Origin of the sequence: Enterobacter cloacae complex sp. S3, assembly GCF_014930495.1 — a bacterium.
Classification (GTDB): Bacteria; Pseudomonadota; Gammaproteobacteria; order Enterobacterales; family Enterobacteriaceae; genus Enterobacter; species Enterobacter asburiae_B.
In genome coordinates, this window is the sequence record NZ_JADBRD010000032.1 from 12,204 (window position 1) to 34,923 (window position 22,720).

Annotated in this window: 21 protein-coding genes; 15 read left to right on the forward strand and 6 right to left on the reverse strand. The window is 59.0% G+C overall.

Annotated elements, in window-relative coordinates:
• Window positions 1–62: 62 nt before the first annotated feature.
• Window positions 63–851, reverse strand: a complete 789-nt coding sequence (gene modE, locus IM317_RS18340) for a molybdenum-dependent transcriptional regulator (protein ID WP_033144964.1) — start codon at window positions 849–851, stop codon at window positions 63–65.
• Window positions 852–978: 127 nt separating this feature from the next.
• Here modE and IM317_RS18345 point away from each other — a divergent pair, with 127 nt between their 5' ends.
• The 4 genes from IM317_RS18345 to modC all read left to right on the forward strand — a co-directional run bounded on the left by IM317_RS18345 (window position 979) and on the right by modC (window position 3,830).
• A complete protein-coding gene (locus IM317_RS18345) occupies window positions 979–1,128 on the forward strand; it encodes an AcrZ family multidrug efflux pump-associated protein (protein ID WP_023310811.1) in 150 nt (49 codons plus the stop codon).
• A gap of 178 nt (window positions 1,129–1,306) precedes the next feature.
• Entirely contained in the window at window positions 1,307–2,080 is a 774-nt protein-coding gene (gene modA / locus IM317_RS18350; RefSeq protein ID WP_033144965.1) for a molybdate ABC transporter substrate-binding protein, read from the forward strand.
• Window positions 2,080–2,769 (forward strand): molybdate ABC transporter permease subunit, encoded by a 690-nt coding sequence (modB, locus tag IM317_RS18355; protein ID WP_033144966.1) that lies wholly within the window; start codon window positions 2,080–2,082, stop codon window positions 2,767–2,769. Before modA ends, modB begins: the two co-directional genes overlap by 1 nt.
• A gap of 2 nt (window positions 2,770–2,771) precedes the next feature.
• Window positions 2,772–3,830, forward strand: a complete 1,059-nt coding sequence (gene modC / locus IM317_RS18360; RefSeq protein ID WP_033144967.1) for a molybdenum ABC transporter ATP-binding protein ModC — start codon at window positions 2,772–2,774, stop codon at window positions 3,828–3,830.
• On the opposite strand, the gene IM317_RS18365 is transcribed toward modC, so the two are convergent.
• Complete coding sequence (locus tag IM317_RS18365) at window positions 3,831–4,649, reverse strand: pyridoxal phosphatase (RefSeq protein WP_033144968.1); 819 nt, start codon at window positions 4,647–4,649, stop codon at window positions 3,831–3,833. It lies immediately after the preceding gene.
• 140 nt (window positions 4,650–4,789) lie between these two features.
• On the opposite strand from IM317_RS18365, the gene pgl reads away from it, so the two are divergent.
• Entirely contained in the window at window positions 4,790–5,785 is a 996-nt protein-coding gene (pgl, locus tag IM317_RS18370; protein ID WP_033144969.1) for a 6-phosphogluconolactonase, read from the forward strand.
• 77 nt (window positions 5,786–5,862) lie between these two features.
• On the opposite strand, the gene IM317_RS18375 is transcribed toward pgl, so the two are convergent.
• Entirely contained in the window at window positions 5,863–7,146 is a 1,284-nt protein-coding gene (locus IM317_RS18375; protein WP_033144970.1) for a putative acyl-CoA thioester hydrolase, read from the reverse strand.
• A gap of 226 nt (window positions 7,147–7,372) precedes the next feature.
• Here IM317_RS18375 and hutI point away from each other — a divergent pair, with 226 nt between their 5' ends.
• The 5 genes from hutI (at window position 7,373) to hutH (ending at window position 13,618) form a co-directional block, all read left to right on the forward strand.
• Window positions 7,373–8,596: an imidazolonepropionase gene (hutI, locus tag IM317_RS18380; protein ID WP_033144971.1), complete on the forward strand. Its 1,224-nt coding sequence runs from the start codon at window positions 7,373–7,375 to the stop codon at window positions 8,594–8,596.
• Window positions 8,593–9,531 carry a formimidoylglutamase gene (gene hutG, locus IM317_RS18385; RefSeq protein WP_033144972.1) on the forward strand — a complete coding sequence of 313 codons (939 nt, stop codon included), beginning with the start codon at window positions 8,593–8,595 and terminating at the stop codon, window positions 9,529–9,531. The genes hutI and hutG overlap by 4 nt, the downstream gene beginning before the upstream one ends.
• Before the next feature lie 19 nt (window positions 9,532–9,550).
• Entirely contained in the window at window positions 9,551–10,285 is a 735-nt protein-coding gene (locus IM317_RS18390; protein WP_023310841.1) for a histidine utilization repressor, read from the forward strand.
• Between the two features lie 127 nt (window positions 10,286–10,412).
• Entirely contained in the window at window positions 10,413–12,098 is a 1,686-nt protein-coding gene (gene hutU / locus IM317_RS18395; RefSeq protein ID WP_032641634.1) for a urocanate hydratase, read from the forward strand.
• Window positions 12,098–13,618, forward strand: a complete 1,521-nt coding sequence (hutH, locus tag IM317_RS18400) for a histidine ammonia-lyase (RefSeq protein WP_033144973.1) — start codon at window positions 12,098–12,100, stop codon at window positions 13,616–13,618. Before hutU ends, hutH begins: the two co-directional genes overlap by 1 nt.
• A 97-nt stretch (window positions 13,619–13,715) precedes the next feature.
• Here hutH and IM317_RS18405 read toward each other — a convergent pair whose 3' ends face one another.
• Together IM317_RS18405 and bioA are read right to left on the reverse strand one after the other, a co-directional pair.
• Complete coding sequence (locus IM317_RS18405) at window positions 13,716–14,192, reverse strand: kinase inhibitor (RefSeq protein ID WP_008501131.1); 477 nt, start codon at window positions 14,190–14,192, stop codon at window positions 13,716–13,718.
• 48 nt (window positions 14,193–14,240) lie between these two features.
• Window positions 14,241–15,530 (reverse strand): adenosylmethionine--8-amino-7-oxononanoate transaminase, encoded by a 1,290-nt coding sequence (gene bioA, locus IM317_RS18410; protein ID WP_033144974.1) that lies wholly within the window; start codon window positions 15,528–15,530, stop codon window positions 14,241–14,243.
• A gap of 86 nt (window positions 15,531–15,616) precedes the next feature.
• Here bioA and bioB point away from each other — a divergent pair, with 86 nt between their 5' ends.
• Genes bioB through bioD form a run of 4 tightly spaced genes read left to right on the forward strand, consistent with a single transcriptional unit; the run spans window position 15,617 to window position 19,244 of the window.
• Window positions 15,617–16,657 carry a biotin synthase BioB gene (bioB, locus tag IM317_RS18415; RefSeq protein WP_033144975.1) on the forward strand — a complete coding sequence of 347 codons (1,041 nt, stop codon included), beginning with the start codon at window positions 15,617–15,619 and terminating at the stop codon, window positions 16,655–16,657.
• Window positions 16,654–17,811 carry an 8-amino-7-oxononanoate synthase gene (gene bioF / locus IM317_RS18420; protein ID WP_033144976.1) on the forward strand — a complete coding sequence of 386 codons (1,158 nt, stop codon included), beginning with the start codon at window positions 16,654–16,656 and terminating at the stop codon, window positions 17,809–17,811. The genes bioB and bioF overlap by 4 nt, the downstream gene beginning before the upstream one ends.
• On the forward strand, window positions 17,795–18,550 hold the full coding sequence (gene bioC / locus IM317_RS18425) for a malonyl-ACP O-methyltransferase BioC (protein WP_033144977.1): 756 nt from the start codon (window positions 17,795–17,797) through the stop codon (window positions 18,548–18,550). The genes bioF and bioC overlap by 17 nt, the downstream gene beginning before the upstream one ends.
• A complete protein-coding gene (gene bioD / locus IM317_RS18430; protein WP_033144978.1) occupies window positions 18,543–19,244 on the forward strand; it encodes a dethiobiotin synthase in 702 nt (233 codons plus the stop codon). Before bioC ends, bioD begins: the two co-directional genes overlap by 8 nt.
• Here the strand turns inward: bioD and IM317_RS18435 are convergent.
• A complete protein-coding gene (locus IM317_RS18435; protein WP_032661226.1) occupies window positions 19,207–19,929 on the reverse strand; it encodes an ABC transporter ATP-binding protein in 723 nt (240 codons plus the stop codon). The two genes, bioD and IM317_RS18435, sit on opposite strands and share 38 nt — an antisense overlap.
• 752 nt (window positions 19,930–20,681) lie before the next feature.
• Here IM317_RS18435 and uvrB point away from each other — a divergent pair.
• Complete coding sequence (gene uvrB / locus IM317_RS18440; RefSeq protein WP_029742168.1) at window positions 20,682–22,697, forward strand: excinuclease ABC subunit UvrB; 2,016 nt, start codon at window positions 20,682–20,684, stop codon at window positions 22,695–22,697.
• Window positions 22,698–22,720: the final 23 nt, after the last annotated feature.

Sequence of the window (22,720 nt, forward strand, 5' to 3'; positions counted from 1 at the left end):
ATCCCTGTTTTTGCAGCAACAGATATCAGGGATACGCACTGTCGGCGCGATTGTCAATGCGCTCAGCACAATGTGGCGATAATCACCCGGTCTGCGTTGAACCAGGCGGTAACGACAGAACCTTCTTCTAAACCGTCCGCTTCGCTAAGCGGTATCGTCGCGCAAAGCGGTTGCCCGTCTGCGAGGGTCATCAGCACTTCGCACTGCGCCTGGCCGCGTTCGATATGGCTAATAGCGCCCTGGAGCTGGTTATCGGCCGCCTTTGCGGCGTTGGGATCGCGCGTGATATTGACCCACGGCGCTTTCAGCAGCACCAGCACCTCTTTACCTTCATCGAGCTCAAGGCGCTCTGCGCTCTGCGCCGTTATTGCGGCTTTCAGACGGGTGGTGCCATCGGCAAGCAGGATCTCAATATGCTGCTGTACCTGGAGATTGTCGCGCGCCGTCACCGTTCCAAACCACTGGTTGCGGGCGCTGGTTTGTAACGAGAAGCGGGAAATGGCGGCCAGCAAGCTGTCCAGCGGAACGTTATCGTCGTCGCTCAACACATCGAACGCCTTTTGCTGGATCTGGGCCAGCAGATCGTAAAGCTGAATAAGGCGCTGGCCATAGCGCGTCACGATCGCACCGCCGCCGCCTTTGCCGCCTGTGGCTCTGTCCACCAGCGGGTGTTCGCTCAGGGTGTTCATTTCGTTGATGGCGTCCCAGGCACTTTTGTAGCTGATGCCCGCGTTTTTCGCCCCCTGGCTAATCGAGCCCGTTTGTTCTATTTGTTTAAGCAGGGCGATACGTCGCGGATCGGCGAAAAGCTTTTGCTGAAGTCGTAGAGTGAGAAGAATTTCGGCCTGCATAACAGTGTCCTGGCAAAAAGAGTATTGTGACCCAAATGGTGCAGGGCGCAAAGGGTACCGCACAAAAGGGGATGTTTTTCTCACTTGAAAGGGTAGAATGAGCCGTTCACAATATCTGGAGAAAACCATGTTAGAGTTGTTGAAAAGTCTGGTATTCGCCGTGATCATGGTACCAGTAGTGATGGCCATCATCCTCGGTGCCATCTACGGCCTGGGTGAAGTGTTCAACGTCTTTTCGAACATTGGTCACAAAGACCAGGCTAAAAAGCAGCATTGATTCCCCACAAAACGCCCGGCGAGTCCGGGCGTTTTGCTCTCAAGATTTTCCCGTCTACGCCGATATTATTTAACGCATCACACCGGTTTACCCCTTCAGCGGTACGATTAAACGCTGGGATCTCCCTGACGTTATCGTTATATTAAGATGTATATAACGCTACTCACAGGAGTTACAGATGGCACGTTCATGGGTACGCCTTTTCGCAGGGGCAACGCTGACGCTTTCACTTACCGGACATGCGCTGGCGGACGAGGGTAAAATCACCGTCTTTGCCGCGGCGTCGCTGACCAACGCGCTGCAGGACATCGCGGCGGCGTATAAAAAAGAGAAAAACGTCGAGGTGGTTTCCTCTTTTGCCTCTTCCTCGACGCTGGCGCGCCAGATAGAAGCTGGCGCACCGGCGGATCTGTTCATCTCGGCTGACCAGAAGTGGATGGATTACGCGGCGGAGAAGAAATCGATTGATGCGACAACCCGCGAAACGCTGCTGGGGAATAGCCTGGTTGTCGTGGCGCCAAAAGCCAGCGCGCAGGCGGACTTCACCATCAACAAAGAGACCCACTGGACGAGCCTGCTGAACGGTGGCCGTCTGGCCGTAGGCGACCCGGAGCACGTTCCGGCGGGGATTTATGCCAAAGAAGCGCTGCAAAAGCTGGGTGCATGGGAGACATTGTCACCGAAGCTGGCCCCGGCGGAAGACGTGCGCGGCGCGCTGGCGCTGGTAGAACGCAACGAAGCCCCGCTGGGCATTGTGTATGGCTCTGATGCCGTTGCCAGTAAAGGTGTAAAAGTGGTCGCAACGTTCCCGGAAGACTCCCACAAGAAAGTGGAATATCCTGTTGCGATTGTTGATGGACATAAAAATGCGGCCGTGACGGCCTTCCGCGATTACCTGAAAGGGCCGGAGGCGTCCGCAATCTTTAAACGCTATGGATTTACGACTCACTGATGATATTGACCGATCCTGAATGGCAGGCTGTTCTGCTGAGCCTAAAAGTCTCTTCCCTGGCGGTTGCGCTGAGTTTGCCCTTTGGGATCTTCTTTGCCTGGCTACTGGTTCGCTGTCAGTTTCCCGGAAAAACGCTGCTCGACAGCGTGCTGCATCTTCCGCTCGTTTTGCCGCCCGTGGTGGTCGGTTACCTGCTGCTGATTTCGATGGGGCGACGTGGTTTTATCGGCGAGAAGCTCTATGACTGGTTTGGGCTGACGTTTGCGTTTAGCTGGCGCGGTGCGGTACTGGCGGCGGCGGTGATGTCATTCCCGCTGATGGTGAGGGCGATCCGCCTCGCGCTGGAAGGCGTGGACATGAAGCTCGAACAGGCGGCCCGCACGCTGGGCGCAGGGCGCTGGCGCGTCTTTTTCACCATCACGCTTCCGCTCACGCTGCCGGGCATTATTGTCGGGACGGTGCTGGCCTTCGCCCGCTCGCTGGGCGAGTTTGGCGCGACGATCACCTTTGTGTCGAACATCCCCGGCGAGACGCGAACCATCCCGTCGGCAATGTATACCCTGATTCAAACGCCGGGCGGTGAAGGCGCGGCGGCGCGGCTGTGTATTATTTCAATTGTGCTGGCGCTGGTATCGCTGATGGTGTCTGAATGGCTGGCGCGGCTCAGCCGCGAGCGGATGGGGAAATAAGCATGCTGGAACTCAATTTCACCCAGACGCTGGGAAACCATACCCTGACGCTTAACGAGACGCTGCCGGCAAGCGGAATCACCGCTATCTTTGGCGTGTCGGGAGCGGGAAAAACGTCGCTGATTAATGCCATCAGCGGCCTGACCCGCCCGCAGTCAGGCCGTATTGTCCTGAATGACCGCGTCCTGAATGACGTGGAGAACAAAATTTACCTCTCGCCGGATAAGCGCCGCATCGGCTATGTTTTCCAGGACGCGCGCCTGTTCCCGCACTACAGCGTGCGCGGCAACCTGCGTTACGGCATGGCGAAAAGCATGGCCGGGCAGTTTGACAAGCTGGTGACGCTTTTAGGCATTGAGCCTCTGCTCGACAGGCTGCCATCCTCGCTCTCCGGCGGAGAAAAACAGCGTGTGGCCATTGGCCGCGCGTTGCTGACCGCCCCGGAGCTGCTGCTGCTCGACGAGCCGCTGGCCTCGCTCGATATTCCGCGTAAACGCGAACTTCTGCCTTATCTACAGCGACTGACGCGCGAAATTAATATTCCGATGCTCTACGTCAGCCATTCGCTGGATGAGATCCTCCATCTGGCCGACAAGGTGCTGGTGCTGGAAGAGGGCAGCGTGAAGGCCTTCGGCAACCTGGAAGAGGTGTGGGGCAGCAGCGTAATGCACCCCTGGTTACCCCGGGAACAGCAGAGCAGCATTCTTAAAGTGAGCGTTCTGGAACATCATCCGCACTACGCGATGACCGCCCTGGCGCTGGGCGACCAGCATCTGTGGGTCAATAAGATCGACAAACCGTTACAGTCCGCGCTGCGAATTCGCATCCAGGCGTCGGACGTCTCGCTGGTGCTGCAGCCGCCGCTGCAAACCAGTATTCGAAATATTCTGCGCGCCAAAGTCGCGGAGTGTTTTGATGATAACGGGCAGGTGGAAGTGAAGCTTGAAGTCGGCAGCAGGACGCTCTGGGCGCGCATCAGCCCGTGGGCGAGGGATGAGTTAGGGATCAAACCCGGCCTGTGGCTATACGCGCAAATTAAGAGCGTCTCGATCACCGCCTGATTACAGCAGGTGGGTGTAAATGTACTGCGCGATGCTATCGGTGGTGTTGTCACCAATCACCACGTTGGCGCGGGCTTTTACCGCGTCGTCGGCATTGCCCATCGCCACGCCGGTACCGGCGGCTTCCAGCATGCTGATGTCGTTGTAGTTGTCGCCGAAGGCGATCACGTCACGCATCGACCCGCCCTGTGATTCCACATACTGCGTCAGGCGCTTGCCTTTGCTGTTGCCTTTGCGGGCAATATCCACCTGATCATGCCAGGACCATTCGCACTCCAGACCCAGCGTGTGTTCCACGTGTTTTGCGAAGGTATTCAGTTTGGTGGTGTCTTCATCGGTCAGGGCGAATTTCCAGATTGCCTCAACGTCCTGGGCTGCCTGACGCAGGGAGGAAACCTGGGTAAAGACCGGACGCTGTGCTTCAGGCAGGGACAACGCCCAGTTGCTGGTGCGCACCACATGGCCAGTAGGGCGCTCGTACACCATCGCGTTATCCACGTACATCAGGCCGTGAACGGCATGCTCATCCAGAAGATCGATCAGCTGCAGCGCCTGGGGAACCGGCAGCGGGTCGGATTCTAAAACCTTTTTTGCCTGATAATCATACAAATAAGTGCCATTACAACAAATTGCAGGTGTATCTAACGCCAGTGCCTGATAAAAAGGGTGAATGGCAACGTGATGTCGACCCGTTACGATAAGGAGTTGATATCCCACTTCCTGCGCGCGTTTTAGCGCCTCAAGGGAGGAGGGGAGAAGGGTTTTTTGCGGCGTCAGTAAGGTACCGTCTAAATCCAGAGCAATCACACGCGAGGTCATCTGTTTTCCCGGGTTAATATTGAATTTACGTTTTGATGGGATGGTACACCGAGAGGCGAACGCTTCAAAAGTCCTGTCGACAATTCAGCATTCACCGTCAAAAGTTAACTACTTTCATGCGCAGTGAGGAGTGAATATTCATGAAACAAACCGTTTATACCGCCAGTCCTGAAAGCCAGCAGATCCACGTCTGGCGTTTAAATACCGAAGGGACACTCACGCTGGTTCAGGTTGTTGATGTGCCAGGCCAGGTGCAACCGATGGTCATCAGCCCGGATAAACGTTTCTTGTACGTGGGTGTGCGCCCGGAGTTCCGCGTGCTGGCCTATCGCATTTCTCCGGACGATGGCGCGCTGACGTACACTGCCGAAGCCCCGTTGCCGGGCAGCCCAACCCATATCTCGACCGATCGTAAAGGCAACTTTGTCTTCAGCGGATCGTATAACGCGGGCTGCGTCAGCGTAACGCGTCTGGAAGATGGTATTCCGGTCGAAACCGTGGATGTGGTGGAAGGGCTTGAAGGCTGCCACTCGGCGAATATCTCTCCGGATAACCGCACGCTGTGGGTGCCTGCGCTGAAGCAGGATCGTATCTGCCTGTTCACCCTGAGCGACGATGGTCACCTGGTGGCGCAGAATCCTGCCGAAGTGACTACCGTTGAAGGCGCCGGTCCGCGTCATATGGTCTTCCATCCGAACCAGCAGTACGCCTACGTGGTCAATGAGCTGAACAGCTCTGTGGACGTATGGGAGCTGAAAGATCCAAACGGTCAGATTGAGTGCGTGCAGACGCTGGACATGATGCCGTCTGATTTCTCCGATACCCGCTGGGCGGCGGATATCCACATTACGCCAAATGGTCGCCATCTGTACGCCTGTGACCGTACCTCCAGCCTGATTACCGTCTTTAGCATCTCTGAAGACGGCAGCGTGCTGGCGATTGAAGGGTTCCAGCCAACGGAAACCCAGCCGCGCGGCTTTAATATCGATCACAGCGGTAAATACCTGATTGCGGCGGGGCAGAAATCCCACCACATCGCGCTGTATGAAATTAAAGGCGAGCAGGGGCTGCTGGAAGAGAAAGGGCGTTATGCCGTAGGCCAGGGGCCAATGTGGGTGGTGGTAAACGCTCACTAAGCGGCTAAAAACAAAAAACCTCGCGAATGCGAGGTTTTTTTATGCCCGGTAAACGCAGCGCCACCGGGCAAAACAGCTTACTGCTTCGGCTCAGCAACCACTTTGCTACCCAGACCGCGGTTGTTGTATTCCCACATGCGGTTGAAGTTAGCGTCGTTCAGGTTGCGCTGCACGTTCCCTTTATCATCCACCGCGCCGGTATTGCCGGAGAATGGACGTTTGGAGATCGCGGCATCAGCCCACGGCTTCGCCATGTTGAAGCCTTCATTGATCACGCTGTCGCGGATCACGACCTGACCGTTGGTCGCAGAGTCCACGTCCAGGGAGCGTCCCAGCTGCGCCACGCCGTCACCGGCAGCGTTAAAGCGGCTGTTCACGGCCAGGAAGCCGTAGAAGAGGTTAGACTGGGTTGCCGGAGCAAACACGTAACCTTCCTGCTGAGTGCGGGAGTTCACCACGCGGAAATCGGTATTATCAAACACCACCGCGCCGCGACCGGACACCAGATCCACGTCACCTTCAACGTAGCTGTTGGTCACCAGAGTACGGGTCAGGCGGTTATTCTGCAGGGTGTTCTGCACGCCGCTGTTGGTCACGAAGAAGGTGTTCTGACGGCCCAGAATGTTGACGTTGTTAATCTGCACCTTATCGCCATCGCTACGCAGCGCAACGGCCTGGTGGCTGCCGGCATCAACGCTGTCGCCCAGGGTATTCTGAATGGTCAGGTTCTGCAGCTGCAGACCGTTATTCTGAGACCAGAATACCGCCGAGCACATCACGCCAATGGTGGCGGAACGCTTGCTCTGGCAGTTATCAAACATATACCACGCAGGTTTGCCCGGCATATATTTACCGGCCGGATTCACCAGGTGACGCCAGGTGTTGCTGTCGATTTCGGAATCAATCGCCAGGCCAATTTTTACGTCGATCGCTTTTTCGCCCAGACCGTAAAGCGTAATGCTGCCAGGGGCCGCCGGAACATATACGGTGCCTTCATATTCACCCGGCAGGATCGCGATGTACTGGCGAGACGCGCTGTGTTTAGTGATGGCAGCATCAACCGCAGCCTGAATAGAGGTATGCGTTACGCCCTGCGCACCCGCCGGGCCAACCACGAAGTCAGGCTGTTTAGGCAGGTTGATAGAAGACGGTGTCCACGGCGCAGCGTTAGGATCCATCGCCGAGAAGTAGTGCGCACGATCGAAGTTCTTCGCTTCATCAGCGGACAAAATCGGGCGGGAGGCGGTACCGGGCGCAACCTGCTCAGAAGGGCGCTGATCCGGTGGTGTTGAACTGCATGCGGATAAGGTCACGCCAAAGGCGAGTGCTAACGCCAGACGGGAAATCCTGGAAATGTTCAAGGTAGAGCTCCTTGGTATGCAAGTCTTAAACGGGATAGACGAAATAGCCTGCTTTTTTATACTAAGTTGAGCGAAACGGGAAGATAAAAAGGGTAAAAGTTGCATTTTTAGCCCCGGAGCGGCAGGTAGGTGATCACAAATAAATAACATTTTCCGTTAAGGCGGTTGACAGTAGACGGTGGATGCAAATAAATGTCTATACAACCTAAGACAAGTGGAATGCCCCATGCAGCAGATTCATCCCGACGATGTAATATGGCGAAATGCGCGACTGGCTACGATGGCGCCGGACGTACCTGCGCCTTATGGACTGAAAGAGCAACACGCCCTGGTTGTGCGCGGCCACACTATTCTGGCCGCGATCCCTGAATCTGACATTCCTTCGGGACACCGACACTGTGTCGATCTTCAGGGGCGTCTGGTCACGCCTGGCCTGATTGACTGCCATACCCACCTGGTATTTGGCGGCGACCGCGCGGCGGAGTGGGAGCAGCGCCTGAACGGCGTCTCTTATCAAACCATCAGCGCCCAGGGGGGCGGGATTAACGCTACCGTGACGGCGACACGCAGCAGCTCAGCCGAAACCTTGCTGAAACTGGCGCAGCAGCGGCTCCTGCGTCTTATGAATGAAGGCGTGACGACCGTTGAAATCAAATCGGGATACGGGCTCAACGCCGAGGCCGAAGAGAAGATGCTTCAGGTTGCCCGCCAGTTGGGCCTCAATAATCCGATTGATATCAGCCCAACGCTGCTGGCGGCCCATGCGGTTCCGCCGGAATACCGGCAGGAGCCGGATGCCTACCTCACGCTGGTCTGCGAGCAGATACTGCCTACGCTGTGGCAAAAAGAGTTATATGAAGCAGTCGACGTGTTTTGTGAAAACGTCGGCTTTACCCCGTCGCAAACCGAGCGCCTCTTCAAGGCCGCCGCCGTGCTGGGTATCCCGGTGAAAGGGCATGTCGAACAGCTGTCGAATCAGGGCGGCGCGGCGCTGGTCAGCCAGTATAAGGGGCTTTCCGCCGATCATATCGAGTATCTCGACGACGCAGGCGTTCAGGCGATGGCGGAAAGCGGCACGGTTGCCGTCCTGTTGCCGGGTGCGTTCTATTTTCTGCAGGAGCGCCAGCGTCCACCGGTTGAACAGCTCAGAAAACAGGGCGTGCCGATGGCCGTCGCCACCGACTATAACCCCGGCACCAGCCCGTTTGCCAGCCTGCACCTGGCGATGAACATGGCCTGCGTCCAGTTTGGCCTGACCCCGGAAGAAGCCTGGGCTGGCGTCACGCGCCATGCCGCGCAGGCGCTGGGCCGTGGCGCAACCCACGGACAGCTCAGGGCAGGGTTTGTCGCCGATTTTATCGTCTGGGATGCACATCATCCGGTTGAGATGGTCTACGAGCCGGGACGCAATCCGCTGTATCAACGTATTTTCCGTGGGGAGGCAGTATGAGGTTATGGCGGCCCGTAGCCGAAACCGTCTGGCAGGGGCGCGATGACAGCGCCGAGGCCAGCAGTGCAAAGCGCATTTTCCAGACGATAAAGCAGCAGGGCCAGTTCACGCCGCTTTCATCCGGCATCGCGCTGATAGGCTTTGAATGTGATGAAGGGGTAAAACGCAATCAGGGCAGGCCCGGCGCCGTGCAGGCACCGGATATGCTGCGAAAAGCGCTGGCAAATATGGCAAGCCATGAGGGACATGACCGGCTGGCGGATATGGGCTCGGTGTACGTTGAAGGCCACGAGCTGGAAGCGGCACAGCAGGCGTTAAGCGATGCCGTCACGGCCTGTCAGCAGTCCGGGATGCGCACGCTGGTCTTTGGCGGCGGGCACGAAACCGCGTGGGCGCACGGTCGCGGCGTGCTGGAGGCCTTCCCGAACGAGCGGGTTGTCATTATCAACCTTGATGCCCATCTCGATCTGCGCAAGGCCGACCAGGCCACATCCGGCACCCCGTTTCGCCAGCTGGCGCGCTACTGCGATGAGCGCGGGCGGGAATTTCACTACGCCTGCCTTGGCGTGAGCCGGGCGGCGAACACGCTGGCGCTGTGGGACGAGGCCGAACGCCTGAACGTCACGCTGGTGGAAGATCTCCATTTCAGGCGCGATGCGCTATCCGCCCTGGAAAGGGTGCTGGCGCAGGCCGATCGTATCTATCTGACGATCGATCTGGACGTCCTCTCCGCCAGCGAAATGCCTGCCGTGTCCGCACCGGCTGCGTTAGGCATACCGGCGCTGGATCTTCTCCCGGTTATCGAACAAATCTGCCGTAGCGGTAAGCTACAGGCCGCCGATCTGGTAGAGTTTAACCCGCAGTACGATCGGGACGGACAGGGCGCTAAGCTAGCCGCCCGCCTGGCCTGGCAAATTGCTCACTGGTGGGCATAACACTATTCAAGGAGTCACGATGTTTTCACGCTCACCTCTGCCGCAGTCGAGCCCTCCCGCGCCTTTCTATGAAAAGGTGAAGCAGGCAATTAGCGAAAAAATCGCTACCGGCGTCTGGCGCCCGCACGATCGCATTCCTTCGGAGGCCGAGCTGGTAGCGCAGTTTGGTTTTAGCCGGATGACCGTCAACCGGGCGCTGCGCGAGCTGACCGACGAAGGGCTTCTGGTGCGCCTGCAGGGCGTGGGGACGTTTGTGGCGGAACCGAAAGGACAGTCGGCGCTGTTTGAAATCCGCAGCATTGCGGACGAGATAGCCGCGCGTAATCATCAGCACCGCTGCGAGGTGCTGGTGCTCGAAGAGACCCAGGCCAGCGCCGAGCAGGCCACAGAGCTTAACGTCAAGGAGGGAAGCCGCATTTTCCACTCCGTGATGGTGCATTTCGAAAACGACATTCCGGTGCAGATTGAAGATCGCTGCGTGAACGCTGAGCGGATACCGGACTATCTGAACCAGGATTACACCCAGACCACGCCGCACGCCTATCTCTCGCTCGTCGCACCGCTGACGGAAGGGGAGCACATTGTGGAGGCCGTGCGCGCCACGCCGCAGGAGTGCGAAAGGCTGCGCATTAAAGAGCACGATCCGTGCCTGCTGATCCGCCGTCGAACCTGGTCCTCGTCGCACATTGTGTCGCATGCCCGACTGCTTTTCCCGGGGAATCGCTACCGGCTGCAGGGCCACTTCATGTCATAAGTTTTATAAGCGTGATCGCTAACGCAATATAACAAAATTGTATCTTTTTTGTTAAATCTTACCTTGTGTGTGCTTGTCTATACAAGTATATCTAAATGCATCATCTGTCCCCTATGAGGAGCACACAATGTCGTCAGGTAAATACCGCCAGCAGGACGTCCGCGCCGCGCGCGGCACCACGCTTACCGCCAAAAGCTGGCTCACCGAAGCCCCGCTGCGCATGTTGATGAACAACCTCGACCCTGAGGTGGCGGAAAACCCCCACGAGCTGGTGGTCTACGGCGGCATAGGCCGCGCCGCGCGCAACTGGGAATGCTATGACGCAATTGTAAAATCCCTGACCGAACTCGAACACGACGAAACCCTGCTGGTACAGTCCGGCAAGCCGGTTGGCGTGTTCAAAACGCACAAAAACGCGCCGCGCGTGCTGATCGCTAACTCTAACCTCGTGCCGCACTGGGCCACGTGGGAACATTTCAACGAACTGGACGCGAAAGGGCTGGCGATGTATGGCCAGATGACCGCGGGTAGCTGGATCTACATCGGCAGCCAGGGGATCGTGCAGGGCACCTACGAAACCTTCGTGGAAGCCGGTCGCCAGCACTATAACGGCTCGCTCAAAGGCCGCTGGGTATTGACCGCAGGTCTCGGCGGCATGGGCGGCGCGCAGCCGCTGGCCGCCACGCTTGCCGGTGCGTGCTCGCTTAACATTGAGTGCCAGCAGAGCCGCATTGATTTCCGTCTGCGCACCCGCTACGTCGATGAGCAGGCAACCGATCTGGACGATGCGCTGGCGCGCATCAAAAAATACACCTCCGAAGGCAAAGCGGTGTCGATTGCCCTGTGCGGCAACGCGGCGGACATTCTCCCGCAGCTCGTCGCCCGCGGCGTGCGTCCGGATCTGGTCACCGACCAGACCAGCGCCCATGACCCGCTGCACGGTTACCTGCCAAAAGGCTGGACGTGGGAAGAATATCAGCAAAAAGCGGAAACCGACCCGGAAGGCACGGTACTTGCTGCGAAACGATCCATGGCCGAGCACGTCTCCGCCATGCTGGCCTTCAGCCAGATGGGCATTCCGACCTTCGACTACGGCAACAACATCCGCCAGATGGCGAAAGAGATGGGCGTGAATAACGCCTTTGACTTCCCGGGCTTCGTTCCTGCCTATATCCGCCCGCTGTTCTGCCGCGGCATCGGTCCGTTCCGCTGGGTTGCCCTGTCCGGCGACCCGGAGGACATCTACAAAACCGACGCCAAAGTGAAGGAGATCGTCGCCGATGACGAACACCTGCATCACTGGCTGGACATGGCCCGCGAGCGCATTAACTTCCAGGGCCTGCCGGCGCGTATCTGCTGGGTAGGGCTGGAGTGGCGTCAAAAACTCGGCCTCGCCTTCAACGAAATGGTGCGCAGCGGTGAAGTTTCCGCGCCGATCGTCATCGGCCGCGACCACCTGGACTCCGGCTCCGTCGCCAGCCCGAACCGCGAAACCGAAGCCATGCGCGACGGCTCGGATGCGGTCTCCGACTGGCCGCTGCTGAACGCTCTGCTGAATACCGCCAGCGGCGCGACCTGGGTGTCGCTGCACCACGGCGGCGGCGTGGGGATGGGCTTCTCCCAGCATTCCGGGATGGTCATCGTCTGCGACGGAACCGATGAAGCCGCCGCGCGTATCGCTCGCGTGCTGCACAACGACCCGGCCACCGGCGTGATGCGTCACGCGGATGCGGGTTACGAAATTGCCATTGACTGTGCCAAAGAGCAGGGCCTTAACCTGCCGATGATCCCTGCCACACAAGGAAAGCATTAATGAACGCATTAACACTCACTCCCGGCTCGCTGACGCTCAAGCAGCTGCGTAACGTCTGGCGCAAGCCGGTCACCCTTTCGCTGGATGCAAGTGCCCACGCCGCCATTAACGACAGCGTCGCCTGCGTCGAAGCCATCGTTGCCGAAGGGCGCACCGCCTACGGGATTAACACCGGATTTGGCCTGCTGGCGCAGACCCGCATCGCGACACACGATCTGGAAAACTTACAGCGTTCGCTGGTGCTGTCGCACGCGGCGGGCGTGGGTCAGCCGCTGGACGATGAGATTGTCCGTCTGATGATGGTGCTCAAAATCAACAGCCTGGCCCGCGGCTTCTCCGGCATTCGCCTGAGCGTGATTCAGGCGCTGATGGCGCTGGTCAATGCGGAAGTCTATCCGTGGATCCCGGCAAAAGGTTCCGTTGGCGCATCCGGCGATCTTGCGCCGCTGGCGCACATGTCGCTGCTGCTGCTGGGCGAAGGCAAAGCGCGCTGGCAGGGCGAGTGGCTTCCTGCGAAAGAGGCGCTGAAAAAAGCCGGGCTAAACCCGATCACCCTGGCGGCGAAAGAGGGGCTGGCGCTGCTGAACGGCACGCAGGCATCGACCGCTTTCGCGCTGCGCGGCCTCTTTGAAGCGGAAGATCTGTTTGCCTCGGCGGTGGTGTGCGGTGCGCTGACTACCGAAGCCGTGCTGGGCTCGCGCCGCCCGTTCGATGCCCGCATCCACGAGGTGCGCGGTCAGCGCGGGCAGATTGATGCCGCCGCGATGTACCGTCACGTGCTTACCGACACCAGCGAAATTGCCGATTCACACCATAACTGCGAGAAGGTTCAGGATCCGTATTCCCTGCGCTGCCAGCCGCAGGTGATGGGCGCGTGCCTGACGCAGCTGCGTCAGGCGGCAGAAGTGCTGCTGGTGGAGGCCAACGCGGTGTCCGATAACCCGCTGGTGTTCGCCCAGGAAAACGAGGTGGTTTCCGGGGGCAACTTCCACGCCGAGCCGGTGGCAATGGCGGCGGATAATATCGCCCTGGCGATTGCCGAAGTCGGCGCGTTGTCCGAGCGCCGCATCGCGCTGATGATGGATAAACATATGTCCCAGCTGCCGCCGTTCCTGGTGCGTAACGGCGGGGTCAACTCGGGCTTTATGATTGCCCAGGTGACCGCGGCGGCGCTGGCGAGCGAGAACAAAGCCCTGTCGCACCCGCACAGCGTGGACAGCCTGCCAACGTCAGCGAACCAGGAAGATCACGTTTCGATGGCGCCGGCTGCCGGGCGTCGCCTCTGGGAAATGGCCTCCAACACCCGCGGCGTGCTGGCGGTGGAATGGCTGGCGGCATGTCAGGGTGTCGATCTGCGTGAAGGGTTAAAATCCAGCCCGCTGCTGGAGCAGGCGCGTCATGCGCTGCGCGAGCACGTATCGCACTATGATGACGACCGCTTCTTTGCGCCGGATATTGATAAGGCGATGCAGCTTCTGGAAGAGGGAAGCCTTGTAGGACTGCTACCTTCAGTGCTGTGATTTTTGCCCTAACCCTCTCCCACAGGGAGAGGGAATTGTCCGGTTTTCTCCCTCTCCCTGTGGGAGAGGGCCGGGGTGAGGGCATCAGCCCGCACTATTATGAATACATCGCCGTAATCGACGCGCTCCCCAGCGAATGGAAATGCACGTTAAACCCTACCATCGCGCCGCTCGCCCCTTCATCGACCTCAATCTTCTCCACATCCAGCGCGTGCACCGTGAAGATATAGCGGTGGGTTTCCCCTTTTGGCGGCGCCGCGCCGCCGTAGCCCGCTTTACCAAAGTCAGTGCGCGTCTGAATGGCGCCTTCAGGCAGGGCAACCAGGTCTGAACCGGAACCCTGCGGCAGGACGCGCGTGTCGGCAGGCAGGTTCGCCACAATCCAGTGCCACCAGCCGGAGCCGGTCGGCGCATCCGGGTCGTAGCAGGTCACGACAAAGCTTTTGGTTCCGGCCGGAACCTCGTCCCACGCCAGGTGCGGGGAGATATTGTCTCCCTGATACCCCATGCCGTTGAATACGTGGCGTTCCGGCAGTTTTTCACCGTCGCGCAGATCTTTACTGATGATTTTCATACGGTTTACCCTCGTTGATCGCTCGTTCAGCAAGTGTAATGCATAGGGTTACATCGTGAAATGCGCGGGAATGTTAACGGCTGTTACAACCGCGTCGGTTAATTTACGCAGCTGCTCCGGCGTAATGCTGTACGGCGGCATCAGGTAGATAAGCTTGCCGAAAGGCCGCACCCAGACGCCCTGCTCAACGAAGAAGCGCTGCAGCGCCGCCATATTCACCGGATGGGTGGTTTCAATCACGCCGATGGCGCCCAGCACGCGCACGTCTGCCACAAAATTCGCGCCCGAGGCGGCATTCAGTTCATCTTTCAGCTGCGCCTCAATCGCCGCAACCTGCGTCTGCCACTCGCCGCTCTCCAGAATGGCAAGGCTTTCGCTTGCGACGGCGCAGGCCAGCGGGTTGCCCATAAACGTCGGGCCGTGCATAAAGCAGCCCGCCTCGCCGTCGCTGATGGTGTCGGCCACCTGGCGGGTCGTGAGCGTGGCGGAGAGCGTCATGGTGCCGCCGGTCAGCGCTTTACCCAGACACAGAATATCCGGCGCAATGCCCGCATGCTCGCAGGCAAACAGCCTGCCGGTGCGGCCAAAGCCGGTGGCGATCTCATCGGCAATCAGCAGAATGCCCTCGCGGTCGCACATCCTGCGAATGCGCCTCAGCCATTCCGGGTGGTACATCCGCATTCCGCCTGCGCCCTGCACAATCGGCTCCAGGATCACTGCGGCGATTTCATGGCGATGCGCCGCCATCAGCCGCGCGAAACCGACCATGTCCATCTCGTTCCACTCGCCGTCGAAGCGGCTCTGCGGGGCAGGGGCGAACAGGTTTTCCGGCAGATAGCCCTTCCACAGGCTGTGCATGGAGTTGTCCGGATCGCACACCGACATCGCCCCGAAGGTATCCCCGTGATAGCCGTTGCGGAAGGTGAGGAACCGCTGGCGCATTTCGCCCTTCGCGTGCCAGTACTGCAGCGCCATTTTCATCGCCACTTCCACCGCCACGGAGCCGGAATCGGCCAGGAACACGCACTCCAGCGATTCAGGCGTCATCGCCACCAGGCGACGGCATAAATCCACGGCGGGCTGATGGGTGATCCCGCCAAACATCACGTGCGACATCTGGTCAATCTGGGCCTTCATCGCCGCATTAAGGCGCGGGTGGTTGTACCCGTGAATGGCCGCCCACCACGAAGACATCCCGTCAACGAGCCGCTCGCCGCTGGCGAGGTGCAGCTCGCAGCCGTGGGCCGAGGCCACCGGATAGACGGGAAGAGGGCGGGTAGTGGAGGTGTAAGGGTGCCAGATATGCTGCTTGTCGAAGGCGAGATCGTCCTGGGTCATAATCGACTTGTAAACCATTTTGAAAAGTTTTAGGTTTACGAGTATAAACCGAACCGAAAATTAACAAAACCCTTTGGAGAAGCCCGATGGCTCACCACGCACGCTGGACGATGTCGCAAGTCACTGAATTATTCAACAAACCTTTCCTTGAGCTGATGTTCGAAGCCCAACAGGTGCATCGTCAGCACTTCGATCCGCGCCATGTTCAGGTCAGCACGCTGCTGTCGATCAAAACCGGTGCCTGTCCTGAAGACTGCAAATATTGCCCGCAGAGCGCGCGCTACAAAACCGGCCTGGAGTCCGAACGGCTGATGGAGGTGGAGCAGGTGCTCGACTCCGCTCGCAAGGCGAAAAACGCCGGTTCAACCCGCTTCTGCATGGGCGCAGCGTGGAAGAACCCGCACGACCGCGACATGCCGTATCTGGAACAGATGGTGAAGGGCGTGAAGGAGATGGGCCTCGAAGCCTGTATGACGCTCGGCACGCTGAACGAGGAGCAGGCGCAGCGCCTCTCTGCGGCGGGGCTGGACTACTACAACCATAACCTCGACACCTCGCCGGAGTTTTACGGCAACATCATCACCACGCGGACCTATCAGGAGCGTCTGGACACGCTGGATAAAGTGCGTGACGCGGGGATCAAGGTCTGCTCGGGCGGTATTGTGGGCTTAGGCGAAACGGTGAAAGACCGCGCGGGCCTGCTGCTGCAGCTGGCGAACCTGCCGACCCCGCCGGAAAGCGTGCCGATCAACATGCTGGTGAAGGTTAAGGGAACGCCGCTGGCGGATAACGACGACGTGGATGCGTTTGATTTTATTCGCACCATCGCGGTGGCGCGCATCATGATGCCGACCTCTTTCGTGCGCCTCTCTGCCGGTCGCGAGCAGATGAACGAGCAGACCCAGGCGATGTGCTTTATGGCCGGAGCCAACTCCATCTTCTACGGCTGCAAGCTGCTGACCACGCCGAACCCGGAAGAGGACAAAGACGTTCAGCTGTTCCGCAAGCTGGGGCTTAACCCGCATCAGACCGAAGTGCTGACGGGCGATAACGAGCAACAGCAGCAGCTGGAGCAGCAGATTTTCAACGCCGACACCGACCAGTTCTACAACGCGGCAGCCGTATGACCTGGCAGGCACGAATAAATACCGCGCTGGACGAACGCCGGGCGGCAGAGGCGTTTCGCGTTCGCAGGGTGGTGGAAAACGGCGCGGGCCGTTTTCTTACCCGCGAGGGGCGGCAGTTTTGTAATTTCTCCAGCAACGACTATCTCGGGCTGAGCCAGCATCCGGCCATCATCCGCGCCTGGCAGCAGGGTGCGGAGCGGTTTGGCGTGGGCAGCGGCGGCTCGGGACACGTCAGCGGCTACACCACCGCGCATCAGGCACTGGAAGAGGCGCTTGCCGACTGGCTCGGCTACCCGCGCGCGCTGCTGTTCATCTCCGGCTTTGCCGCCAACCAGGCGGTCATTACCGCCCTGATGGGAAAAGAGGACCGTATTGTCGCCGACCGCCTGAGCCACGCCTCGCTGCTGGAGGCTGCAAGTTTAAGCCCGGCGCAGCTGCGCCGCTTTGCCCATAACGATGCGGGGCAGCTCGCCGGGCTGCTGGATAAACCCTGCGACGGACAACAGCTGGCGGTTACGGAAGGGGTGTTCAGCATGGACGGCGACAGCGCGCCGCTTGCCGCGCTGCATGAGGCCGCAAAGCGGCAAAACGCCTGGCTGCTGGTCGACGATGCCCACGGCATTGGCGTAATGGGCGACGAAGGTCGCGGCAGCGCATACCAGCAAAACGTGAAGCCGGAGCTGCTGATCGTCACCTTCGGCAAGGGCTTTGGCGTCAGCGGCGCCGCCGTGCTGTGCAGCGATTCGGTCGCCGACTATCTGCTGCAGTTTGCCCGACACCTGATCTACAGCACCAGCATGCCCCCGGCGCAGGCCGTGGCGCTGTCTGCGTCGCTGGCGGTGATCCGCAGCGCAGAAGGGGATGAACGTCGTCAGCGGCTGGCAGAGCATATCTCCCGCTTCCGCAAGGGGTTAGCGGCGCTGCCCTTCCACAGCCCCGATTCGCAGAGCGCCATCCAGCCGGTGATTGTCGGCGAAAACGGCCGCGCGCTGGCGCTGGCACAGGCGCTGCGCGAGCGCGGGATGTGGGTGACCGCTATCCGCCCGCCAACGGTCCCGCCGGGTACCGCGCGGCTGCGCTTAACCCTGACGGCGGCGCATGACGCTCGGGATATCCAGACGCTGCTGGAGGCGCTCAATGACGCCGGTGAATAAGCAGGCCGTCGCGGCGGCATTTGGTCGGGCCGCGCAGAGCTATTCGCAGCACGATGAGCTGCAGCGTCAGAGCGCGGAGGGGCTTCTGGCCGCGCTTGGCGAAAACCGTTTTCCGCAGGTGCTGGACGCTGGCTGTGGTCCCGGCAGCAACAGCCGCTACTGGCGCGGGACGGGAAGCCAGGTCACGGCTATCGACCTCTCGGCCCAGATGCTCGACGAGGCGCGTCAGAGGCAGGCAGCGGACCATTATTTGCTGGCGGATATCGAGGCGATCCCGCTGGCGGATGCGCAGTTCGATCTGGTCTGGAGTCATCTGGCGGTCCAGTGGTGCAGCAGCCTGCCGCAGGCCTTGCGCGAGCTTTATCGCGTGGCGCGACCGGGCGGGAAGGTGGCCTTTACTACCCTGCTGGAAAGCTCGCTGCCGGAGCTGAATCAGGCGTGGAAAGCGGTGGATGAGCAGCCGCACGCTAACCGCTTTTTATCGCATGAGCAGGTGATGCAGGCGCTGGCAGGCTGGCGCTACCGCAGCACGGTGCAGACCATCACCCTCAATTTTAGCAATGCGTTCAGCGCCATGCGTTCGCTGAAGGGTATCGGCGCCACGCACCTGCACGCCGGGCGGGAGAAAAAACCGCTGACCCGGGGCCAGCTGCAGCGTCTGGAGCTGGCCTGGCCGCAGCAGCGGGGGCATTTCCCGCTCTCTTATCAACTTTTTCATGGGATTATCGAACGTGACTGAACGTTATTTTGTTACCGGCACGGATACGGAAGTGGGCAAAACGGTGGCCAGCTCGGCGCTGCTGCAGGCGGCACGACTGCTCGGAAAAAACACCGCCGGATATAAGCCCGTTGCTTCCGGCAGCGAGATGACGGCGGAAGGGTTACGCAACACCGACGCCCTGGTGCTCCAGCGTAACAGCACCCTTGAACTCGCCTATTCAGCGGTGAATCCGTACACCTTTGCCGAGCCGACCTCGCCGCACATCATTAGCGCTGACGAAGGTCGTCCGATTGATTTCACCGTGCTGTCAGCCGGGTTACGGACGCTGGAAAGCCAGGCCGACTGGGTGCTGGTGGAAGGTGCAGGCGGCTGGTTTACGCCGCTTTCGGAGACGCAGACGTTTGCTGACTGGGTGCAGGCCGAGCAGCTTCCGGTCATTCTGGTCGTCGGCGTCAGGCTGGGCTGCATCAATCACGCCATGTTGACCGCGCAGGCCGTACAGCAGGCCGGGCTGACGCTGGCGGGCTGGATAGCCAACGACGTGGTTGCGCCGGGTAAACGACATCAGGAGTATCTGGCGACGCTCAGGCGCGTACTACCCGCCCCGTGCCTGGGGGAAATTCCCTGGCTTGCTGACGGCGCGGAAAATGCCGACACCGGGCGTTATCTCGATCTCAGCGTCTTGCTTCCCGCGACATCCAGTGCGCGATAAGCTCGTCATCCAGTTCGTTAACGTGGCCCTGCGCCACGTTACGCCCGCGATAGAGCATGCAGAAACGGTCCGCAACCCGGCGGATAAACGACAGCTGCTGTTCCGCTAATAGCACCGTCATACCTAACTCCCGGTTTAAGCGCGCCAGCAGCTGCCCCAGCTTCTGGGCGAAGCTGTGTCCTGCGCCGTGCAGGGGCTCATCGAGGATCAGCAGGTGCGGACGGTTCACCAGCGCATTAGCCAGCGCCAGCTGATACTGATCGTCCGGAGAGAGCGTATTGGCGCGGGCCTGCCGCAATGCGTAGAGCGCCGGAAACAGGTCGTAAACGTCACTTTTCGCCTCCGGGTTGGGTTTCCCCATCGCCCGCATGGCGATATGCAGATTCTCCTCAATCGTTAACTGGGAGAAGATCCGCCTGTCCTGCGGGACATAGCCTATCCCCGGTCCTGAACGCTGTTCTGGCGGCAGGTTAAGCAAATCGCGCGGCGGCGCGCCCGCCTCGTGCCAGATGATGCTGCCGCTTTCAACGGGCACTCTCCCGGCGATGCAATTCATAAGGGTGGTTTTCCCCATCCCCGGCAGGCCAACGACGCCTGTACACATCCCTTGCGGAAAATCCAAATTCACGTTCCATAGCGTATGTTGGCTTCCGTAAAACTGATTCACAGCACGCAGACTCAACATCTTTTTCTCCTTAAAAATGTGTGTAGGTGAGGCTCGTGTTTGAATCTGCAAAACCCCTGCCAGAAACCGAAAAGTGTTCAAAAAAACGGCTTTTTTAGGAATGAATCACCAGAAAGCGGTTTATAAAAAACCGGATTGCACAGCGACGGTGCTGGAAGTGGTGAATTGTGGTGCAGAACCCAAAATGATGAAAATGTGAGCAAGATCCCATCGACTGGTTATGATTGACGCAACTGTTAATCATCAAAAAATAGCTATAAAAATTTTTTACTGCCGTCTCGTGGGAAAAACCGGGAATTTGCCGAGCGCCAGTCTGTATGGGCTGGAAGCAGTTATCCACTATTCCTGTGGATAACCATGTGCATTAGAGTTAGAAAACACGCGATAAGCGAGAGAAGACGCGGCTTACGCCCAAATTGGCGCGAAACGCGGCTTTAGAAAATATCGTTTATTATTTAATTGCTTAGATAAAAGCAATTCCCGTCATGAAAGTGTCACCCGTTGCCACAAAACTATCATTACCTGGCTTGACAAATGTTAAAAAAGAAAAAGTTCTGGGGATAACCTGACCTGACTGGTGTTTTATATTGTCACAGTCCAAATTTTGGCCGTTATCCCACTTATCATTCAGGCGCTATGCTAAATATCCTGACATGCCACTGGTTTTTCATCCAGTGTTTTTTACTGGCATTCCTGGCAACAACGAGTAAAATTACTCACCTGCCGCTTATAACGTCATCAGGTCGTCGCCCATGAGTAAACCGTTCAAATTGAATTCTGCTTTCCGTCCATCTGGCGATCAGCCTGAGGCGATCCGTCGTCTGGAGGAGGGGCTGGAAGACGGGCTGGCGCACCAGACGCTGCTGGGGGTAACCGGCTCGGGTAAAACGTTCACTATCGCCAACGTGATTGCGGATCTCCAGCGTCCAACGATGGTGTTGGCACCCAACAAAACCCTGGCCGCACAGCTTTACGGCGAGATGAAAGAGTTCTTCCCGGAAAACGCGGTGGAGTATTTCGTCTCCTACTACGATTACTACCAGCCTGAAGCCTACGTACCGAGCTCTGACACCTTCATCGAGAAGGATGCCTCGGTGAACGAACACATCGAGCAGATGCGTCTGTCGGCCACGAAGGCGCTTCTGGAGCGTCGCGATGTGGTCGTCGTCGCGTCGGTGTCCGCGATCTACGGTCTGGGCGATCCGGATCTCTATCTCAAGATGATGCTGCACCTGACGCAGGGGATGATTATCGACCAGCGCGCCATCGTCCGCCGTCTGGCGGAGCTGCAGTACGCCCGTAACGATCAGGCGTTCCAGCGCGGCACCTTCCGCGTACGCGGAGAGGTGATCGACATCTTCCCGGCGGAATCGGACGATATGGCGCTACGCGTCGAGCTGTTTGACGAAGAGGTTGAACGCCTGTCGCTCTTCGACCCGCTGACCGGACACGTTGAGTCGGTGATCCAGCGCTTTACCATCTACCCGAAAACGCACTACGTTACGCCGCGCGAGCGTATCGTGCAGGCGATGGAAGAGATCAAAGTGGAGCTGGCCGAGCGCCGTAAGGTGCTGCTGGCGAACAATAAGCTGCTGGAAGAGCAGCGCCTCAGCCAGCGCACCCAGTTCGACCTTGAGATGATGAACGAGCTCGGCTACTGCTCCGGCATTGAAAACTACTCGCGCTTCCTCTCCGGGCGCGGGCCGGGCGAGCCGCCGCCGACGCTGTTTGATTACCTGCCGGCAGACGGTTTGCTGGTGATCGACGAATCCCACGTCACGATCCCGCAGATCGGCGGGATGTACCGCGGTGACCGGGCGCGTAAAGAGACGCTGGTGGAGTACGGCTTCCGCCTGCCGTCAGCGCTGGATAACCGTCCGATGAAGTTTGAAGAGTTTGAGGCATTAGCGCCGCAAACCATTTACGTCTCGGCCACGCCGGGCAACTACGAGCTGGAGAAATCCGGTGAAGACGTTGTCGATCAGGTTGTGCGTCCGACCGGGTTGCTTGACCCAATTATTGAAGTTCGTCCGGTGGCTACGCAGGTGGACGATCTGCTCTCGGAAATCCGCGCCCGTTCCGCCATCAACGAGCGCGTGCTGGTCACCACGCTCACCAAGCGTATGGCGGAAGACCTCACCGAGTATCTCGAAGAGCACGGCGAGAAGGTGCGCTATCTGCACTCGGATATCGACACCGTGGAGCGCATGGAGATTATCCGCGATCTGCGTCTGGGCGAGTTTGACGTGCTGGTGGGGATCAACCTGCTGCGAGAAGGTCTGGACATGCCGGAAGTCTCGCTGGTGGCGATTCTGGATGCGGACAAAGAGGGCTTCCTGCGTTCTGAACGCTCCCTGATCCAGACCATCGGCCGTGCCGCGCGTAACGTCAACGGTAAAGCGATTCTGTACGGTGACAAAATCACCCCGTCGATGGCGAAAGCGATTGGCGAAACGGAGCGCCGACGCGAGAAACAGCAGCGTTACAACGAAGAGCACGGCATTACCCCGCAGGGGCTGAACAAGAAGGTGGTGGATATTCTGGCGCTGGGTCAGAACATTGCCAAAACCAAAGCGAAAGGCCGCGGCAAGGCGCGTTCAGTGGTGGAAGAGGATACCGTCGTGCTGACGCCGAAAGCGCTGCAGCAGAAAATCCACGAGCTGGAAGGGCAGATGATGCAGCACGCGCAGAATCTGGAGTTCGAAGAGGCGGCGCAGATCCGCGACCAGCTTCATCAGCTGCGGGATCTTTTCATCGCGGCATCGTGAGTAAAGCGTTGTTTTCTCCCTCT

Excerpts from the sequence above, each read along its gene's own strand:
- modA (WP_033144965.1), top strand. The coding sequence starts at position 1,307 with ATGGCACGTTCATGGGTACGCCTTTTCGCAGGGGCAACGCTGACGCTT.
- IM317_RS18345 (WP_023310811.1), top strand. The coding sequence starts at position 979 with ATGTTAGAGTTGTTGAAAAGTCTGGTATTCGCCGTGATCATGGTACCA.
- bioF (WP_033144976.1), top strand. The coding sequence starts at position 16,654 with ATGACCTGGCAGGCACGAATAAATACCGCGCTGGACGAACGCCGGGCG.
- modC (WP_033144967.1), top strand. The coding sequence starts at position 2,772 with ATGCTGGAACTCAATTTCACCCAGACGCTGGGAAACCATACCCTGACG.
- hutI (WP_033144971.1), top strand. The coding sequence starts at position 7,373 with ATGCAGCAGATTCATCCCGACGATGTAATATGGCGAAATGCGCGACTG.
- bioB (WP_033144975.1), top strand. The coding sequence starts at position 15,617 with ATGGCTCACCACGCACGCTGGACGATGTCGCAAGTCACTGAATTATTC.
- IM317_RS18365 (WP_033144968.1), bottom strand. The coding sequence starts at position 4,649 with ATGACCTCGCGTGTGATTGCTCTGGATTTAGACGGTACCTTACTGACG.
- modE (WP_033144964.1), bottom strand. The coding sequence starts at position 851 with ATGCAGGCCGAAATTCTTCTCACTCTACGACTTCAGCAAAAGCTTTTC.
- pgl (WP_033144969.1), top strand. The coding sequence starts at position 4,790 with ATGAAACAAACCGTTTATACCGCCAGTCCTGAAAGCCAGCAGATCCAC.
- IM317_RS18435 (WP_032661226.1), bottom strand. The coding sequence starts at position 19,929 with ATGTTGAGTCTGCGTGCTGTGAATCAGTTTTACGGAAGCCAACATACG.
- IM317_RS18390 (WP_023310841.1), top strand. The coding sequence starts at position 9,551 with ATGTTTTCACGCTCACCTCTGCCGCAGTCGAGCCCTCCCGCGCCTTTC.
- hutU (WP_032641634.1), top strand. The coding sequence starts at position 10,413 with ATGTCGTCAGGTAAATACCGCCAGCAGGACGTCCGCGCCGCGCGCGGC.
- IM317_RS18405 (WP_008501131.1), bottom strand. The coding sequence starts at position 14,192 with ATGAAAATCATCAGTAAAGATCTGCGCGACGGTGAAAAACTGCCGGAA.
- bioA (WP_033144974.1), bottom strand. The coding sequence starts at position 15,530 with ATGACCCAGGACGATCTCGCCTTCGACAAGCAGCATATCTGGCACCCT.
- hutG (WP_033144972.1), top strand. The coding sequence starts at position 8,593 with ATGAGGTTATGGCGGCCCGTAGCCGAAACCGTCTGGCAGGGGCGCGAT.
- uvrB (WP_029742168.1), top strand. The coding sequence starts at position 20,682 with ATGAGTAAACCGTTCAAATTGAATTCTGCTTTCCGTCCATCTGGCGAT.
- bioC (WP_033144977.1), top strand. The coding sequence starts at position 17,795 with ATGACGCCGGTGAATAAGCAGGCCGTCGCGGCGGCATTTGGTCGGGCC.
- hutH (WP_033144973.1), top strand. The coding sequence starts at position 12,098 with ATGAACGCATTAACACTCACTCCCGGCTCGCTGACGCTCAAGCAGCTG.
- modB (WP_033144966.1), top strand. The coding sequence starts at position 2,080 with ATGATATTGACCGATCCTGAATGGCAGGCTGTTCTGCTGAGCCTAAAA.